The organism is Nocardioides pacificus (genome assembly GCF_054775955.1).
This window is the reverse complement of the sequence record NZ_BAAHCI010000015.1, coordinates 843,104-858,830: the sequence shown is the minus strand read 5'-3', so window position 1 is coordinate 858,830 and position 15,727 is coordinate 843,104. Positions and strand designations below refer to the sequence as shown.

The 15,727-nt window shown below is 69.9% G+C and carries 17 protein-coding genes; 3 read left to right on the top strand and 14 right to left on the bottom strand.

What is annotated here, in order from left to right:
* Positions 1–44: 44 nt before the first annotated feature.
* The gene (gene nucS / locus ACYU7L_RS22600; RefSeq protein ID WP_460801330.1) at positions 45–737 is read left to right on the top strand and encodes an endonuclease NucS; all 693 of its coding nucleotides are present in this window, start codon (positions 45–47) and stop codon (positions 735–737) included.
* Positions 738–753: 16 nt separating this feature from the next.
* Positions 754–972: a hypothetical protein gene (locus tag ACYU7L_RS22595; RefSeq protein ID WP_460801328.1), complete on the top strand. Its 219-nt coding sequence runs from the start codon at positions 754–756 to the stop codon at positions 970–972.
* Positions 973–1,019: 47 nt separating this feature from the next.
* Here the strand turns inward: ACYU7L_RS22595 and ACYU7L_RS22590 are convergent, their stop codons facing one another.
* The 6 genes from ACYU7L_RS22590 to ACYU7L_RS22565 all read right to left on the bottom strand — a co-directional run bounded on the left by ACYU7L_RS22590 (position 1,020) and on the right by ACYU7L_RS22565 (position 6,801).
* On the bottom strand, positions 1,020–2,492 hold the full coding sequence (locus tag ACYU7L_RS22590) for a PAS domain S-box protein (RefSeq protein ID WP_460801326.1): 1,473 nt from the start codon (positions 2,490–2,492) through the stop codon (positions 1,020–1,022).
* Between the two features lie 9 nt (positions 2,493–2,501).
* Positions 2,502–3,437, bottom strand: coding sequence for an FAD-dependent oxidoreductase (locus ACYU7L_RS22585; RefSeq protein WP_460801324.1), 936 nt, complete (start codon positions 3,435–3,437; stop codon positions 2,502–2,504).
* 32 nt (positions 3,438–3,469) lie between these two features.
* Complete coding sequence (locus tag ACYU7L_RS22580; protein ID WP_460801322.1) at positions 3,470–3,994, bottom strand: ferritin; 525 nt, start codon at positions 3,992–3,994, stop codon at positions 3,470–3,472.
* A 28-nt stretch (positions 3,995–4,022) separates the two neighbouring features.
* Entirely contained in the window at positions 4,023–4,205 is a 183-nt protein-coding gene (locus tag ACYU7L_RS22575; protein ID WP_460801320.1) for a hypothetical protein, read from the bottom strand.
* A 121-nt stretch (positions 4,206–4,326) separates the two neighbouring features.
* Positions 4,327–6,393, bottom strand: coding sequence for a protein meaA (locus ACYU7L_RS22570; protein ID WP_460801318.1), 2,067 nt, complete (start codon positions 6,391–6,393; stop codon positions 4,327–4,329).
* 105 nt (positions 6,394–6,498) lie between these two features.
* Positions 6,499–6,801, bottom strand: a complete 303-nt coding sequence (locus ACYU7L_RS22565) for an STAS domain-containing protein (protein ID WP_460801745.1) — start codon at positions 6,799–6,801, stop codon at positions 6,499–6,501.
* Between the two features lie 258 nt (positions 6,802–7,059).
* On the opposite strand from ACYU7L_RS22565, the gene ACYU7L_RS22560 reads away from it, so the two are divergent.
* Entirely contained in the window at positions 7,060–7,632 is a 573-nt protein-coding gene (locus tag ACYU7L_RS22560; protein ID WP_460801317.1) for a cob(I)yrinic acid a,c-diamide adenosyltransferase, read from the top strand.
* 93 nt (positions 7,633–7,725) lie between these two features.
* Here the strand turns inward: ACYU7L_RS22560 and ACYU7L_RS22555 are convergent, their stop codons facing one another.
* The 8 genes from ACYU7L_RS22555 to atpA form a co-directional block, all read right to left on the bottom strand.
* Positions 7,726–8,538 (bottom strand): ABC transporter permease subunit, encoded by an 813-nt coding sequence (locus ACYU7L_RS22555; protein WP_460801315.1) that lies wholly within the window; start codon positions 8,536–8,538, stop codon positions 7,726–7,728.
* Entirely contained in the window at positions 8,535–9,461 is a 927-nt protein-coding gene (locus ACYU7L_RS22550) for an ABC transporter ATP-binding protein (protein WP_460801312.1), read from the bottom strand. The genes ACYU7L_RS22555 and ACYU7L_RS22550 overlap by 4 nt, the downstream gene beginning before the upstream one ends.
* A gap of 27 nt (positions 9,462–9,488) precedes the next feature.
* Positions 9,489–10,655: an MFS transporter gene (locus ACYU7L_RS22545; RefSeq protein ID WP_460801310.1), complete on the bottom strand. Its 1,167-nt coding sequence runs from the start codon at positions 10,653–10,655 to the stop codon at positions 9,489–9,491.
* Between the two features lie 17 nt (positions 10,656–10,672).
* On the bottom strand, positions 10,673–11,113 hold the full coding sequence (locus ACYU7L_RS22540; protein ID WP_460801308.1) for a DUF2550 domain-containing protein: 441 nt from the start codon (positions 11,111–11,113) through the stop codon (positions 10,673–10,675).
* A gap of 77 nt (positions 11,114–11,190) precedes the next feature.
* Entirely contained in the window at positions 11,191–11,583 is a 393-nt protein-coding gene (locus tag ACYU7L_RS22535) for a F0F1 ATP synthase subunit epsilon (RefSeq protein WP_460801306.1), read from the bottom strand.
* Positions 11,584–11,656: 73 nt separating this feature from the next.
* Positions 11,657–13,114, bottom strand: coding sequence for a F0F1 ATP synthase subunit beta (atpD, locus tag ACYU7L_RS22530; RefSeq protein ID WP_460801304.1), 1,458 nt, complete (start codon positions 13,112–13,114; stop codon positions 11,657–11,659).
* Positions 13,115–13,119: 5 nt separating this feature from the next.
* Positions 13,120–14,052 (bottom strand): F0F1 ATP synthase subunit gamma, encoded by a 933-nt coding sequence (locus tag ACYU7L_RS22525; RefSeq protein WP_460801302.1) that lies wholly within the window; start codon positions 14,050–14,052, stop codon positions 13,120–13,122.
* Positions 14,053–14,054: 2 nt separating this feature from the next.
* Positions 14,055–15,695 (bottom strand): F0F1 ATP synthase subunit alpha, encoded by a 1,641-nt coding sequence (gene atpA / locus ACYU7L_RS22520; RefSeq protein WP_460801300.1) that lies wholly within the window; start codon positions 15,693–15,695, stop codon positions 14,055–14,057.
* Between the last annotated feature and the right edge of the window lie 32 nt (positions 15,696–15,727).

The window sequence follows — 15,727 nt, the reverse complement described above, 5'->3', positions numbered from 1 at the left end:
GGCCGATGCCACGACGTGGACCGGTCCGGGTAGATTCACGCCCCGTGAGACTCGTCGTAGCGCGTTGCCAGGTCGACTATGCAGGCCGGCTGAGCGCCCACCTGCCGATGGCCAACCGGGTCCTGATGATCAAGGGCGACGGCTCGGTGCTGGTGCACTCCGACGGCGGCTCCTACAAGCCGCTGAACTGGATGTCGCCCCCGTGCACCGTGCGGGAGGCGGTCCTCGACGAGGACGGCGTCGAGAAGCGGGAGTGGACGGTCACCAGCAAGACCGGCGACACCCTGCGGATCCTCATCGAGGAGATCCACCACGACTCCAGCCACGACCTCGGCATCGACCCGGGTCTGCAGAAGGACGGCGTCGAGAAGCACCTCCAGGAGCTGCTCGCCGAGCATCCCGCCACCCTGGCCGAGGGACTGACGCTCGTACGCCGTGAGTTCCCCACGGCGATCGGCCCGGTCGACCTGATGTGCCGCGACGCCGTCGGCGCGTCGGTGGCCGTCGAGATCAAGAGGCGTGGCGAGATCGACGGCGTGGAGCAGCTCACCCGCTACCTCGAGCTGCTCAACCGCGACCCGGCACTGACCCGCAAGGGTCCCGTGCGCGGCATCTTCGCCGCCCAGGAGATCAAGCCCCAGGCACGGGTGCTGGCCACGGACCGGGGCATCGCCTGTGCGGTCGTGGACTACAACCTGCTGCGTGGGATGGACGACTCCGAGCACCGGCTCTTCTGAGGCGAGGAGGCCGGCGGTGAGACGCATCGTGCCCCCGCTGGACGGCGTCCGCGCCGCCCTGGCCTTCATCCTCGCCGGCGCAGTGCTCGGCTGGGCGCTCTGGCCGTTGGCGGACCAGGACGCGGGACTCCTCGTCTCCGCCCGGACCGGCGCGGTGCTGGGCCTGCTGCTGTGGGGCTGCGTGGTCGGGCTGGGGTACGGCGTGGGCCTGCTCCGCGCGCTGTTCCGGCGCTGACGTCGCGCTGGGCTCGGACCGGGCTCGGACTGGGCTCGGACTGGGGCTCAGGCCCCGTCGCGCACCCGCTGCTCGGCGTAGGGCAGGGCGACTCGGAAGACGGTGCCGACGCCCTGCTCGCTCTCGACATCGATCCAACCGGCGTGGGCCTCGACGATCGCCTTGGTGATGGGCAGCCCCAGGCCCGCGCCTGGGATCTGCGCCGCGACGGCGCCGCTGGCGCGGTAGAGCCGTTCGAAGACCCGGGGCAGCTCCTCGGCAGGCACGCCCATCCCGGTGTCCTCGACCTCGAGCACGGCCATCGAGCCACTGTCGCGCACCCGCACCTCGATGCGTCCCCCGGCGGAGGTGAACTTCAAGGCGTTGCCGATCAGATGGTCGACCACCTGTCTCAGCCGGTGGGCCTCCCCCAGCACGGGGACCAGCTCCTCATCGGCCAGCACCAGCTCGATCCCGGCCTCGGCGGCCTGGTCCTGGTTGGCGGCCAGCGCCTCGCGAGCGACGTCGCGCAGGTCGGTGGGCACAGGGCGGATGGTCATCCGCTGCTCCCCGATGAAGGCGAGCGTGAGCAGGTCCTCGACCAGCTGCAGCTCACGCGCGGCATTGCGCGAGATGATCCCGAGCAGACGGCGTGCCCCGGGACCCACCTCGTCGTCCCCGAGGTCCTCCATCAGCTCGGCGTAGCCCAGGATCGAGGTCAGCGGCGTGCGCAGCTCGTGGGAGACGGTCGCGATGACCTGCTCCCGCATCCGGTTGTGCTCCTCCTGCAGGTGCTGGCGGTCGGACATGTCACGCACCGCCGCCGAGACGAGGACTCCCTCCTCGGTGTCGAGCGGGGACAGCGAGATCTCCGCCGGGAACTCCGTGCCGTCCTTGCGCCGTCCGGTGAGCTCGAGCCCGTTGGCCATCGGCCGCGCTCCCGGCTCGGTCATCAAGAAGCCGTTGCGCCGGGCCAGGTGTCCGCGACGCTGACGTTCGGGGATGAGCACCTCGATCTCCTGGCCGACGAGCTCGTCGCGCCGGTAGCCGAAGACCCGCTCGACCTGTCGGTTCACGTGCACGATGGTGGCGGTGTCGTCCACGATCACCATCGCGTCCGGAGCAGCCTCGAGCAGGTTGCGGAAGCGCCCCTCGACCCGCTTGCGCTCGGTGATGTCGCGCACCGCGGCCGAGATCAGCAGCCCCTGACTGCTCTCGACGGGCGCCAGGGAGATCTCGACCGGGAACTCGCTGCCGTCGCGGCGTACGGCGCTGAGCTCCTCGGTGATGCCCATCGGCCGCACGTCGGGATGCTCCACGTAGGCGGCCCGGTGCTCCTTGTGGACCTCGTGGGCCCGGCGCGGCACGAGGATCTCGATCCGCTGCCCCAGGAGCTCGCCGCGGGCGTAGCCGAAGATCTTCTCGGTCTGCGCGTTGACCAGGACGATCGTCCCGGTGCGGTCGACGACGACCATGGCGTCGGGCGCCGCCTCCACGATGCCGCGGAAGAGGGACCCATCGTCCGCGAGCCGTTCGTGCATGCGTGAATGCTACTGCCGCGCAGGAGTTCTGACGGCATCTTCCACGTGCGAGACCACCTCGTCGGCACAACCCCAGGCCAGGGTCACCCCCGCCCCGCCGTGTCCGTAGCAGTGCACCACCTGCCCCACCCGTTCCAGGCGTACGGCGGGCCGCACCGGCCGCAGGCCGACCTTGTGGCGCAGCACCCGGGCGCCGCGCAGCTCGGGGACCAGCTCGCGGGCCCGACCCAGCAGCCGCTCGGCGGTCTGCGGGTCCGGCGTGCGGCTCCAGTCCCCCTCCTCCGCTGTCCCACCCACGACGATGTCGTGCGAGCGCGGGATCACATAGGTCGGTGTCGCGCTGTCGAGCCACCAGCGACGCACTCCCACCTGCTCCAGGTGGAGCACCTGTCCCCGCACGGGGACCACGGTCCGGTCGGTGGCGAGCAGTCGCGACCCGATGCCCGAGCAGTTGACGACGACCGTGTCGGCGGGGGCCGGGAGGCCCGACAGGTTCATCCGGGTGAGGGTCCCGCCGAGCTCGTCGAGGCGGCCGACGAGCCAGCGCAGGTGGACCGGCATCTCGACGATCGGGCTGACGAAGTTCCAGCCGTCGGCGTACCCCGCCGGCAGCGTGGACTGTCGGGTCAGCGCCGGCACCGCCGACATCCACCAGGGGTCGCGCTCGCGGGCCCGGAAGACCTCCGTCCCCTCGACCATCCGCACGCCGGCCTCGGGATCGGTGTCCGACAGGGCGTCCAGGACCGCGTACGACGTGGCGGCCCAGGCGGTCACGCGCTCCTGCGGCAGGGCGCGATAGGGATACCAGAACGCGGCCGCGACGGCCGATGTGGTCTCGAGGGGGAGGTCGCGGGCGACGACGTCGACCCGGTGCCCCGCCTCGAGCAGGCGGACCGCGCAGGTCAGCCCGACCACTCCGGCACCGACGACGAGAACTCGACTCATGGCGAGGAGTCTGCCGTGTGAATCGAGCGGCGTCAGGCTCCCGCGACGCGCGGCGCGGTCGGGTCGGTGCCCTCGCCGCCCTGCTCGCGCGCGACGTACTCCTCGATGTCCTCGATGTCGTCGACGTTGCGGGTCACCACGGCCAGCAGGTCGCTCATCGTCGCGACCTCCTCCACCTGCTCCTTGATGAACCACTGCATGAACTGCTCGGAGGCATAGTCGTGCTCCTCGCGGGCGACCCGCAGGAGCGCGTTGATCTGCTCGGTGACGCGCTTCTCCTGCGCCAGCGCGAGCGCGACGGGGGCGATCACGTCGCCGAAGGTGGCGACCGGAGCCTCGGCGCCGGGGATGACCACCTCGGCATCGGTGTCGAGGAGGTACTGCACCATCATCATCGCGTGCTCACGCTCCTCGAGCGCCTGCGCGTAGAAGAACGCGGCCATCCGCGGCATCGTCAGCGCGTCGTAGTGCACCGCGCAGGCGAGGTACTGGTTGTGGGCGGCGAACTCGTTGCCGATCTGGACGTTGAGCTGCTCCACGAAACGTGCTGCGGGCACCGGGGTTCCTCCAAGGGGGTGGGTCGGGTCAGGCTGCCTTCGACAGCTTCTTCGCGGGGGACTTCTTGGAGTCCACCTTCACGAGCTTGCGCTTCTTGACCGTATACCCGTCGGGCATCGTGCCTTCCTTGAGCATGCGGATCGGACAGCGCTTGCACTTGTCCTTCGACACGCAGCACTTCGACTTCGGCAGCTTGGCCTTCTTACCCACTCGCGGAGCGTAGCACGGAGTAAGGCCTGCCTAACCAAACTTCCGCGACCCGTCACTCCCTCGACCAGACACGCCGGGTACGACGGAGCCAGTGACGGGTCAGTGACGGGTCGGGGACGTGTCAGGCCAGTCCGTTGGCCCTGCGGATGACCTCGACGATGCCGCCCATGATCTCGGTGAGCCCGAAGTCCTTGGGCGTGTAGACCGCCGCCACCCCCGCCTCGATCAGCGCGCGGCCGTCGGAGTCGGGGATGATCCCGCCCACGATCACCGGCACGTCCCCCAGGCCGGCGGCCCGCAGGCCCTCGAGGACGGCCGGGACCAGCTCCATGTGGGACCCGGACAGGATCGAGAGGCCGACGCAGTGCACGTCCTCGGCCACGGCGGCGGCCACGATCTGCTCGGGCGTGAGACGGATGCCCTGGTAGATCACCTCGAAGCCGGCGTCACGGGCGCGTACGGCGACCTGCTCGGCGCCGTTGGAGTGTCCGTCCAGGCCGGGCTTCCCGACCAGCAGCCGCAGCCGCCCACCCAGCTCCTCGCCGGTGGCCTTGACCCGCTCGCGGACCGCGGTCAGGTCGTCACCGGCATCGGCCACGCCGACGGCACCGGACACGCCGGTGGGCGCCCGGAACTCGCCGAAGACCTCGCGCAGAGTCCCGGCCCACTCCCCCGTCGTGACGCCGGCGCGGGCCGCCGCCAGGGTGGCGGTCATCAGGTTGGTGTCGGTCTTCGCGTCCGCGGCCAGCCGGGCGAGCGCCTCGGCGACCTCGGTCTCGTCACGCTGGGCCTTCCACTGCTCGAGCGAGGCGAGCGCGGACTGCTCGGCCAGCGGGTCGGCCGCCATGATCGCGGCGTCGAGGTCCGCGGTCAGCGGCGACGGCTCGGTGGTCTCATAGATGTTGACGCCGACGACCTTCTCGGTCCCGGCCTCGATCCGGCCCCGACGAGCCGCGTGGGCCGAGACCAGCGCCTGCTTCATGTAGCCCGAGTCCACGGCCGCGATCGCGCCGCCCATCGCCTGGACCCGGTCGATCTCGGCACGGGCACCCTCGACGAGCTCGGCGACCTTGGCCTCGATGACCTTCGAGCCCTCGAAGATGTCGTCGTACTCCAGCAGGTCGGACTCGAAGGCCAGCACCTGCTGCAGACGCAGCGACCACTGCTGGTCCCAGGGCCGCGGGAGACCGAGGGCCTCGTTCCAGGCCGGCAGCTGGACCGCTCGGGCACGGGCGTCCTTGGACAGCGTGACGCCCAGCATCTCCAGCACGATGCGCTGGATGTTGTTCTCGGGCTGCGCCTCGGTCAGGCCGAGCGAGTTGACCTGCACGCCGTAGCGGAAGCGGCGCATCTTGGGGTCGGTCACGCCGTAGCGCTCGCGGGTGATCTCGTCCCACAGCTGGACGAAGGCCCGCATCTTGCAGGTCTCCTCGATGAACCGGACGCCGGCGTTGACGAAGAAGGAGATCCGGCCGACCACGCGTCCGAAGTCCTCCTCCGAGACCTGCCCCGAGGCCTTCACCTGGTCGAGCACGGCGATCGCGGTGCACAGCGCGTAGGCGAGCTCCTGCGTCGGCGTCGCGCCGGCCTCCTGCAGGTGATAGCTGCAGATGTTGATCGGGTTCCACTTGGGGATCTGGTGGACGGTGTAGGAGATGACGTCGCTGATCAGCCGCAGCGAGTGCTCGGGGCCGAAGACGTAGGTCCCCCGGGAGAGGTACTCCTTGATGATGTCGTTCTGGGTGGTGCCCGCGAGCTTGGCCGCCACCTCGGTGGGGTCGAGGTCGGGGTTCTGCTCCTCCGCCACGACCTGGTAGAGCGCCAGCAGCCACATCGCGGTCGCGTTGATCGTCATCGACGTGTTCATCTCGACCAGCGGGATGTCGGCGAAGAGCTTGCGCATCTCACCGAGGTGCTGGACCGGGACGCCGACCTTGCCGACCTCGCCGCGAGCCAGCGGCGAGTCCGGGTCGTAGCCCGTCTGGGTGGGGAGGTCGAACGCCACCGAGAGGCCGGTCTGGCCCTTGGCGAGGTTCGTGCGGTAGAGCGCGTTGGACGCCTCGGCCGTCGAGTGGCCGGCGTAGGTGCGCATCACCCAGGGGCGGTCCTTCTCGGCGGGCCCGCGCAGGGCGGCCTGCTTCGCGTCGGCCTCGTGCGGGGCGGGCCGGTTCTCGGCGGGGACAGTCATGCGCTGAAACATAGTGCGAAGTTACCGGTGCGTAAACGCACGAGCGGTGTGGCACACCCGACACCCGCTGCGGCAGAGGGTCTGACAGGGGCCCCGGCCGACATCTCAGACGAGGGCCCCGGACCGCTCGATCTCGACCACGCGGATCAGGTGGGACAGGTGCAGCAGTCGGCGCACCGTGGGTCGACAGCCGCGCAGGGTGACGTGCCCGCCGCCCTGGGCGGCGCGGCGCGTGGCCACCGCCAGCAGCCGCAGCGCAGTGAGGTCCATCGTGACCACGTCGGTGAGGTCAACGACGATCTCGCCGTGGACGTCGAGCAGCTCATAGAGGGCATCGCGGACCAACGCCGTGCTGCGAACGTCGACGTCACCCTGCAGTCGGAGGGTCCGGCCCTCGGTCTCGATCATCACGCTGCACACCCCGTCCTCCGGCGCCCCCGCCGGATGCCCCGAAGACCCTGGCTGGGTGCCTTCGCGATCTCGCTCATTACCCACATTGACGCCTTGGTACGTCGTTTGGTTGCACCGGCGCCACCGATTTCTCGGCGTGTCCTCGGGTTGGTCAGATAGCGGTGCGACCGCAACACTCCGTCCGCTATCCGGGTGAGCGCCCGCTCAGGCGAGGTCCGGAGGTCTCGTCGCGGCCGCGGACCCTAGGCTGACCCCATGGTCAACCTCACCCGCATCTACACCCGCACCGGCGACGCCGGCACCACCCGACTCGGCGATATGAGCGAGACGACCAAGAACGACCTTCGCCTCCATGCCTACGCCGACGTCGACGAGGCCAACGCCCACCTCGGCGTGGCGCTGGCCCAGGGCGATCTCGAGGAGGACGTGGTGGCCATCGTGACCCACATCCAGAACGACCTCTTCGACGTGGGCGCGGACTTCTGCACCCCCGTGGTCCCCGACCCCGAGTACCCCCCGCTCCGCATCGAGCAGGCCTACGTCGACCGGCTCGAGGCCTGGTGCGACGAGTACAACGAGCAGCTGCCCAACCTGCGCTCGTTCATCCTCAACGGCGGCACGCCCGGCGGCGCGCTCCTGCACGTCGCGCGCACCGTCGTACGGCGTGCGGAGCGGTCGGCCTGGGCGGCGTACGGCGAGCACGCCGACACCATGAACGTCCTCGCGATCACCTACCTCAACCGGCTCTCGGACCTGCTCTTCATCCTGGCCCGCCACGCCAACCGCACCGAGGGCGACGTCCTGTGGGTCCCCGGCGGCCAGCGCTGACCCGTCCCAAATATCACTGACCCGTCAGAAGATCCGAGATCTTCTGACGGGTCAGCCGAATCTTCTGACGGGTCAGCCGAATCTTCTGACGGGTCAGCTGATGTCGCGGCGCAGGGTCGTGTACCGCCCGATCAGCGCGAACACCACGGCGTAGCCGACCAGGACCAGTCCGCCCTCCCAGCGGGAGAGAAGCGTCGCGAGGCCGGTGGCGCTGTAGAGGCTCGCTCCCACGAGCGCCTCCGCAGCGGCACCCGGGAAGAACCGGGACACGCCCTCGAGCGCGTCGACGGCGGCGAAGCCCATCCGCAGGATCGGCTCGACGAACTGGGTGAAGGCCAAGATGACCACGACCGCGGCCACCTGGTTGGTGAGCATGGTGCCCAGGCCGACGCCGATCATCGCCCAGATCGTCAGCGCGAGCACCGAGAAGGCAAGCGCGGTGAGCACGTCGCCGTCGCCGAGGAGCAGCGGCTTGTCCATCAGCCCCAACACCGGGGCAGCGCCCACCACAGCGCCAAGGGTCCCCAGCAGACCGTGGACCAGCCCCACGAGACAACTCGCGACCAGCTTGGCCGCCAGCAGCACGCCTCGGCGCGGCTCGGCCAGCAGGGTGGGCGTGATCGTCTGGTGGCGGAACTCGCCGGTCATCGCCAGCGCCCCCACGACCAGCGGGAAGACGTAGCCCAGCGCGGCCGCCAGCGTGTAGGCCGCCAACGCGACCTCCTTCGCCGGCAGCGGCTCGGTGGACATGCCGCCGGTCATCGCCTCCGCGCCGCCGTCGGCCGCGAGGCTGAACGCCATCACCGCCCCGAGGAAGGCCATGTAGCCGAACATCAGCAGCGCCATGATCCACCACATCCGGGTGCTGGTGACCTTGCGCAGCTCCGAGACGAGCGAGCCCCTCATGCCACCGCTCCTGTCGTCGGTGCGACGAACTGTGGTTCGGGCTCTCCGGTCAGCTCCAGGAAGACGTCCTCGAGGGACACCCCCTCCCCCGCCAGCCCATGGATCTCCAGGCTCGAGCGGTACGCCGCAGCCCCGACCGCCGCCGAGGTCGGCCCGGCCAGCAGCAGCCCGTCGGGCGTGCGAGTCACTCCCCAGCCCTGCTCCTGAGCGAGCCGCTCGAAGCCGGGTACGTCGGGAGTCGTCACCCGCACCTGGGGTGCTGCCCGGGCCACCAGCTCGGCGAGTGGAGAGGCGTGGACCAGACGCCCCCGCGCGATGATGACCACGTCGTCGACGGTGGCCTGCACCTCGCCCAGCACGTGGCTGGAGACGAGGACCGTGCGGCCCTCGCTCGCCAGGTGGCGCAGGAAGCCCCGCAGCCAGACGATCCCCTCCGGGTCGAGTCCGTTGGCGGGCTCGTCCAGGAGCAGCACGCCGGGGTCGCCGAGCAGCGTGGTCGCGAGCCCCAGCCGCTGGCGCATGCCCAGGGAGAAGCCCCCCACCCGACGCTTCGCTGCATCGGCCATCCCGACCAGCGCCAGGACCTCGTCGCAGCGGGCGTCCGATGCCCCCATCAGCGGGGCGTAGACCCGCAGGTGGTCGCGCGCGGTGCGGCCAGGGTGATAGCTGGCGGCGTCCAGGTCGGCGCCGACCACGGAGCCGGGACTCTTCAGCTCGGTGTAGGCCTTCCCGCCGATGGTGGCGGTGCCCGCGTCGGGGCGGACCAGGCCGAGCAGCATCCGCAGCGTGGTGGTCTTGCCTGCCCCGTTGGGGCCGAGGAAGCCGGTGACGGCACCGGGGCGGGCAACGAAGGACAGGTCGTCGACCGCCCGCACTCCGCCGAAGGTCTTGGTGAGGCCGGAGACCTCGATCGTCGCGCTCACACCGGCACGCTATCGAACGATCGCCCGCTATCGAACGACGGCCCGCTCACGCGCCACGGGCACCAGCAGCGCGGTCGGCAGCAGCAGGACAGCCACGACCAGCAGCGAGTGCAGGGTCCCCACGTGGTCGGCCACCATCCCCAGGAGCGGCGGCCCGGCGAGGAAGGCGCCGTAGCCGATCGTCGAGACCACGCTGACCCGGGCGGCGGCCCGCGCCGGGTCGTCGGCGGCGGCGCTGACGCCGACCGGGAAGCCCAGGGAGACGCCTCCTCCCCACAGCACGATGCCCAGGACCACCAGCACGGGATGACCGCCGACCACGATGAGCACCACCCCGGCCGCGGCGCAGGCGGTCGTCGCCCACAGGGTGGCCGCTCGACCGAAGCGGTCCAGCAGCACCGGGCCGACGAGCCGGCCGGCGGTCATCGCACACACGAACACACCGAACCCGGCCACCCCCTGCCACCGCGCGACGTCGTAGCCGTCGACGAGCGCGACCGCCAACCAGTCGTTGGCGGTGCCCTCCGCCAGGGCGAGGGCCAGCAGCATCGCTCCGATGGCCAGCGTGCGCGGCTCTCGCCAGGCGGACCACACCGACGGGCCACCGGGTGCGGGCGCCGGGGCGATCGGCAGGAACCGCCGCGCGCTCACGACGAGCACCGCTGCCGCGATCGGCGCCACGACCCCGAGGTGGACGATCATGGTGACGTCGAGCCAGGTGGTGAGCGCGCCGACCAGCGCGCCCAGCACGGTGCCGAGGCTGAAGCCTGCGTGGAAGCGCGGCATCACGGTGCGCCCGAGCCGCTGCTCGACCTCGGCGCCCTCGACGTTCATGGTCACGTCCCAGACGCCCATGCCGATGCCGAAGATCCCCAGGGCGATCCCGGTGAGCACGACGGACCCGGCCCCCTCGAGGGCCACCGCGCCGAGCACGAGACCGGTCACCGTGCACAGCGCCGCGGCGCGGATCACGCGAACGCTCCCCCACCGCTCGAGCAGCGCACCCGCCGTGGGCAGCGCCACCACAGATCCAGCGGCGATGGTCAGCAGCAGCAGCCCGAGCTCACCGTTGTCGAGGTCGAGATCGGCGCGGGCCTGCGGGATGCGCGAGACCCAGGTCGCGAAGAGAAGACCGTTGAGGACGAAGGCGGCGGCGACGGCGTTGCGAGCGGCGAGCGGAGCTGGTGCACCCACGGCGGACACGGGCACGCTCAGCGCACCCGACGCGAGCCCGGCGGTCCTGCCTCGAGCCAGGACTGGAAGCCGGTGAGCGAGGAGCGGCTCATGGCGAGCTCGACCTCCCCGTCCGGGGTCGCGCACGCCACCACCACGTGGTCGGCATAGAGCGAGACCTGCTCGACGCCGACCGGCTCACGCTGCCCGGAGAAGGCCAGGGACGAGCGGCGCCACACGCGCTTGGGGCGGGGCGAGAGCGAGAAGATGCGGAACCACTCCAGCGAGTCCCCGGAGTAGCGGCCGAGCCCGAGAAGCCAACCGCGCCCGGCCCTCTCGGACCGGACGCGGTAGCTGAGCTCGAAGGTGCCACGGTTGCGCGAGAGCAGACGACGGCGGATGACCAGACAGAAGCCGTAGACCAGGACGAGCAGGAGCAGGATGCCGGCCGCGTCGAGCAGCCAGAGCCACAGGGGCATTCATCCCTCCTCCGCCGGCCTCGCGGCCCGCCAGTCACGTCAGTGCGCACACCCTAGCGGGCACCCGGAGAGGGGCGTCAGGAGGCCTTCTCGACCGCCCGGACGCGTGCCTCGAGGCGGTTGACGTTGTCGAGCGCCTCGTCGTTGTTCTCGCCGGCCTCGCGGGCCCGCTCGAGGTCGTGGCGCGCCTTCTCGAGGTCGATCTCGTGCGACATCTCCGCACGCTCGGACAGGATGGAGACGCGGTTGTCGGCGACCGAGAGGAAGCCGGCGTCGACGGCGGCGACCCAGGTCTCACCCTCGGTCGTCTGGACGTCGACCACGCCGTGCACGAGCAGCGACAGCAGGGGTGCGTGCCCCGGCAGGATGCCGACGTCGCCCTCCGTGGTGCGCGCGATGACCATCTTCGCCTCGCCCGACCAGACCAAGCGGTCGGCCGCGACGAGTTCGACCTGCAGCAGGTCACTCATGGTGACTCCTTTCTGGTGTCACGAGAGGTGGTGGCCCCGGTCAGGGCTGACCCTGCCCGGGGCCACCGTCCGCTCACAGGCTCTTCTGGATTTCGGCCCACTTGGCCTCGACGTCGTCGAGCCCACCACACATGAAGAAGGCCTGCTCGGCCACGTGGTCGTACTCGCCCGCGGCGATCTTGTCGAACGCCTCGATCGTGTCGGCCACGGGAACCGTGGAGCCCTCGATGCCGGTGAACTGCTTGGCGACGTAGGTGTTCTGCGACAGGAACCGCTGGATGCGACGCGCCCGGTGGACGACGATCTTGTCCTCCTCCGACAGCTCGTCGACACCGAGGATCGCGATGATGTCCTGCAGCTCCTTGTTGCGCTGCAGGATGCCCTTGACCCGGATGGCGCAGTCGTAGTGCGCCTGACCGATGTACTGCGGGTCGAGGATCCGCGAGGTCGAGGTCAGCGGGTCGACGGCGGGGTAGATGCCCATCGACGCGATGTCACGCGACAGCTCCGTCGTCGCGTCGAGGTGCGCGAACGTCGTGGCCGGCGCCGGGTCGGTGTAGTCGTCGGCGGGCACGTAGATCGCCTGCATCGAGGTGATCGAGTGTCCACGCGTCGAGGTGATCCGCTCCTGGAGCTGACCCATCTCGTCGGCGAGGTTCGGCTGGTAGCCCACGGCGGACGGCATCCGGCCGAGCAGCGTGGAGACCTCCGAGCCGGCCTGCGTGAACCGGAAGATGTTGTCGATGAAGAGCAGCACGTCCTGCTTCTGCACGTCGCGGAAGTACTCCGCCATCGTCAGGGCGGACAGGGCGACGCGCAGACGCGTGCCCGGCGGCTCGTCCATCTGACCGAAGACGAGGGCGGTCTGACCGAGAACCCCGGCCTCCTCCATCTCGACGATCAGGTCGTTGCCCTCGCGGGTGCGCTCACCCACGCCGGCGAAGACCGACACACCGCCGTGGTTCTTGGCGACACGCGCGATCATCTCCTGGATCAGCACGGTCTTGCCGACGCCGGCCCCACCGAACAGACCGATCTTTCCACCGGTCACGTACGGCGTGAGCAGGTCGATGACCTTGATGCCGGTCTCGAACATCTGGGTCTTCGACTCCAGCTGGTCGAACGCCGGCGCCTTGCGGTGGATGCCCCACCGCTCCTTGACGTCCAGGGTCTGACCCGGCTCGAGGTTCAGGCACTCGCCGGTGGTGTTGAACACCTTGCCCAGCGTGATGTCGCCGACGGGCACGCTGATCGACTCACCGGTGTCGCGCACCTGGGTGCCGCGGACCAGACCGTCGGTCGGGCGCATGGAGATGGCGCGGACCATGCCGTCACCGATGTGCTGCGAGACCTCGAGGGTGATCTCGTTGGTCTCACCGCCCAGCTCGATGTCGACCTTGAGGGCGTTGTAGATCTCGGGCATCGCGTCGGTCGGGAACTCGATGTCCACGACCGGACCGATGACGCGGGCGATACGGCCGACCCCGGGGGCGGAGCCCTGGTCGGTCGTTTCAGCAACAGTGGCAGTCATATCTCTCACTCATTCCCGGCGTTGGCGTCGGCAAGGGCGTTGACGCCACCGACGATCTCGCTGATTTCCTGGGTAATGCCAGCCTGGCGAGCCTGGTTGGCGATGCGCTTGTACTTCTTGATCAGCTCGTCGGCGTTGTCCGTCGCGGACTTCATCGCCTTCTGACGGGCGGCCAGCTCGGAGGCGGCCGACTGCAGCAGGGAGAAGAAGATCCGGCTCTGGACGTAGCGAGGAAGCAGCAGGTCGAGCACCTCTTCGGCCGAGGGCTCGAACTCGTAGAGCGGAAGCAGCTCCGACTCCTCGGGGGCCTCCGTGCCCTCCACCACCTCGAGGGGCAGCAGACGGTTGGCGGTGGGCTCCTGCGAGAGCATGGAGCGGAAGCGCGTGTAGATCACGTGCACCTCGTCCACCGGACGCGGGTCGCCCTCCCCGAGCTCGGTGTCCTCGTCGGCGAGGAACGCCTGGATCAGCGTCATGCCGATCTCGTCAGCCTTGTCGTAGGTCGGCTGGTCCGAGAAGCCCGTCCACGCCCGCTGGATCGGCCGCTGGCGGAACTTGAAGTAAGCCTCGCCCTTGCGGCCGGCGATGTAGATGTCCGCCTCCTTGCCCTCCTCCTTGAGCTTCTCGATGAGGCGCTCGGCCTCCTTGAGAACGTTCGAGGAGTAGGCCCCCGCCAGGCCGCGGTCACTGGTCACGACCAGGACCGCGGCACGGCGCGGGTTCTCGGGCTCGGTGGTCAGCGCGTGCTCGACGTTCGAGAACGTCGCCACGGCGGACACCGCACGGGTCAGCTCACGGGCGTACGGCGCGGCCGCCTGGGCCCGCTGCTGCGCCTTGATGATCCGGGACGCAGCAATGAGCTCCATGGCGCGCGTGATCTTCTTCATCGACTCCGTCGACTTGATCCGCGCGCGGTACTCACGCAGCGACAGTGCCATCGTCAGCCCCGCTTCTGCTTGACGATCTGCTCCTGCTCGACGTCCGCGTCCTCGAGAGCGACGTGCTCTTCCTTGCCGGCCTTGATCGACTGGCCGTCGGAGGTCTCGAACTGGTCCAGGAACGAGTCGTAGGCGTCCTCGAGGGACGTCTCCGTCTCGCTCTCGAACTTCAGCGACTCGCGGATCGCGGAGAGGATGCCCGAGTGCTGGCGCCGCAGGTAGTCGAGGAACTCGTTCTCGAAGCGGAGCACGTCGTCGGCCGGCACGCGGTCGAGACGACCACTGGTGCCGGTCCACAGCGACACGGTCATCTCCTCGACCGGGTAGGGGCTGTAGGCGGGCTGCTTGAGCAGGGCCATCAGCCGCTGTCCGCGGTCGAGCTGCTGACGCGAGGCGGCGTCGAGGTCGGAGGCGAACATCGCGAACGCCTCCATGGCGCGGAACTGCGCCAGGTCGACCTTGAGCGAGCCGGTGACGGCCTTCATCGCCTTGGTCATCGCCGCGCCGCCGACTCGCGACACCGAGACGCCGACGTCGATGGCCGGACGCTGGTTGGCCGCGAACAGGTCGGACTGCAGGAAGATCTGACCGTCGGTGATCGAGATGACGTTGGTCGGGATGAACGCCGAGACGTCGTTGGCCTTGGTCTCGATGATCGGCAGACCGGTCATCGAGCCCGCGCCCAGCTCGTCGGAGAGCTTCGCGCAACGCTCGAGCAGCCGGCTGTGCAGGTAGAACACGTCACCGGGGTAGGCCTCGCGGCCCGGCGGGCGACGCAGCAGCAGCGACACCGCACGGTAGGCCTCGGCCTGCTTGGTGAGGTCGTCGAACACGATGAGGACGTGCTTGCCCTCGTACATCCAGTGCTGGCCGATGGCCGAGCCGGTGTACGGCGCGAGGTACTTGAAGCCGGCGGAGTCGGACGCGGGCGACGCCACGATCGTGGTGTACTCCAGCGCGCCGGCCTCCTCGAGGGCGCCACGCACGGAGGCGATGGTCGAGCCCTTCTGGCCGATGGCGACGTAGATGCAGCGAACCTGCTTGCTCGGGTCGCCGGTCTCCCAGTACTGCTTCTGGTTGATGATCGTGTCGATGGCGACCGTGGTCTTGCCGGTCGCGCGGTCGCCGATGATCAGCTGACGCTGGCCACGGCCGATCGGGGTCATCGCGTCGATCGCCTTGATGCCGGTGGCGAGCGGCTCGTGCACCGACTTGCGCTGGACCACCGACGGTGCCTGCAGCTCCAGGGCGCGGCGGCCGACCGTCTCGACCTCACCGAGGCCGTCGATCGGCTTGCCCAGCGGGTCGACGACCCGACCGAGGTAGCCGTCACCGACGGGGACCGAGAGGATCTCGCCGGTGCGGCGGACCGCCTGGCCCTCCTCGATCTTGTCGAAGTCACCCAGGACGACGACACCGATCTCGCGGGTGTCGAGGTTCAGGGCGAGCCCCAGGGTGCCGTCCTCGAACTCGAGCAGCTCGTTGGCCATGACCGACGGCAGACCGCTGACGCGGGCAATACCGTCGCCGGCCTCGGCAACGGTGCCGACCTCTTCACGGCTGGCGGTCTCGGGCTTGTAGTCCGACACGAAGCGCGTCAGCGCGTCGCGGATCTCGTCCGGACGGATCGAAAGCTCCGTCATACGTCTTCCTGTTCTCTAAGTCTGCTCGGGTT

Bases quoted from the DNA above. Each gene is read 5' to 3' on its own strand.
- ACYU7L_RS22540 (WP_460801308.1), bottom strand. From the start codon at position 11,113: ATGCCCCTGTGGCTCTGGCTGCTCGACGCGGCCGGCATCCTGCTCCTG.
- ACYU7L_RS22535 (WP_460801306.1), bottom strand. From the start codon at position 11,583: ATGAGTGACCTGCTGCAGGTCGAACTCGTCGCGGCCGACCGCTTGGTC.
- ACYU7L_RS22570 (WP_460801318.1), bottom strand. From the start codon at position 6,393: ATGACTGTCCCCGCCGAGAACCGGCCCGCCCCGCACGAGGCCGACGCG.
- ACYU7L_RS22585 (WP_460801324.1), bottom strand. From the start codon at position 3,437: ATGAGTCGAGTTCTCGTCGTCGGTGCCGGAGTGGTCGGGCTGACCTGC.
- atpD (WP_460801304.1), bottom strand. From the start codon at position 13,114: ATGACTGCCACTGTTGCTGAAACGACCGACCAGGGCTCCGCCCCCGGG.
- ACYU7L_RS22555 (WP_460801315.1), bottom strand. From the start codon at position 8,538: ATGAGGGGCTCGCTCGTCTCGGAGCTGCGCAAGGTCACCAGCACCCGG.
- ACYU7L_RS22560 (WP_460801317.1), top strand. From the start codon at position 7,060: ATGGTCAACCTCACCCGCATCTACACCCGCACCGGCGACGCCGGCACC.
- atpA (WP_460801300.1), bottom strand. From the start codon at position 15,695: ATGACGGAGCTTTCGATCCGTCCGGACGAGATCCGCGACGCGCTGACG.
- ACYU7L_RS22565 (WP_460801745.1), bottom strand. From the start codon at position 6,801: ATGATCGAGACCGAGGGCCGGACCCTCCGACTGCAGGGTGACGTCGAC.
- ACYU7L_RS22525 (WP_460801302.1), bottom strand. From the start codon at position 14,052: ATGGCACTGTCGCTGCGTGAGTACCGCGCGCGGATCAAGTCGACGGAG.
- ACYU7L_RS22590 (WP_460801326.1), bottom strand. From the start codon at position 2,492: ATGCACGAACGGCTCGCGGACGATGGGTCCCTCTTCCGCGGCATCGTG.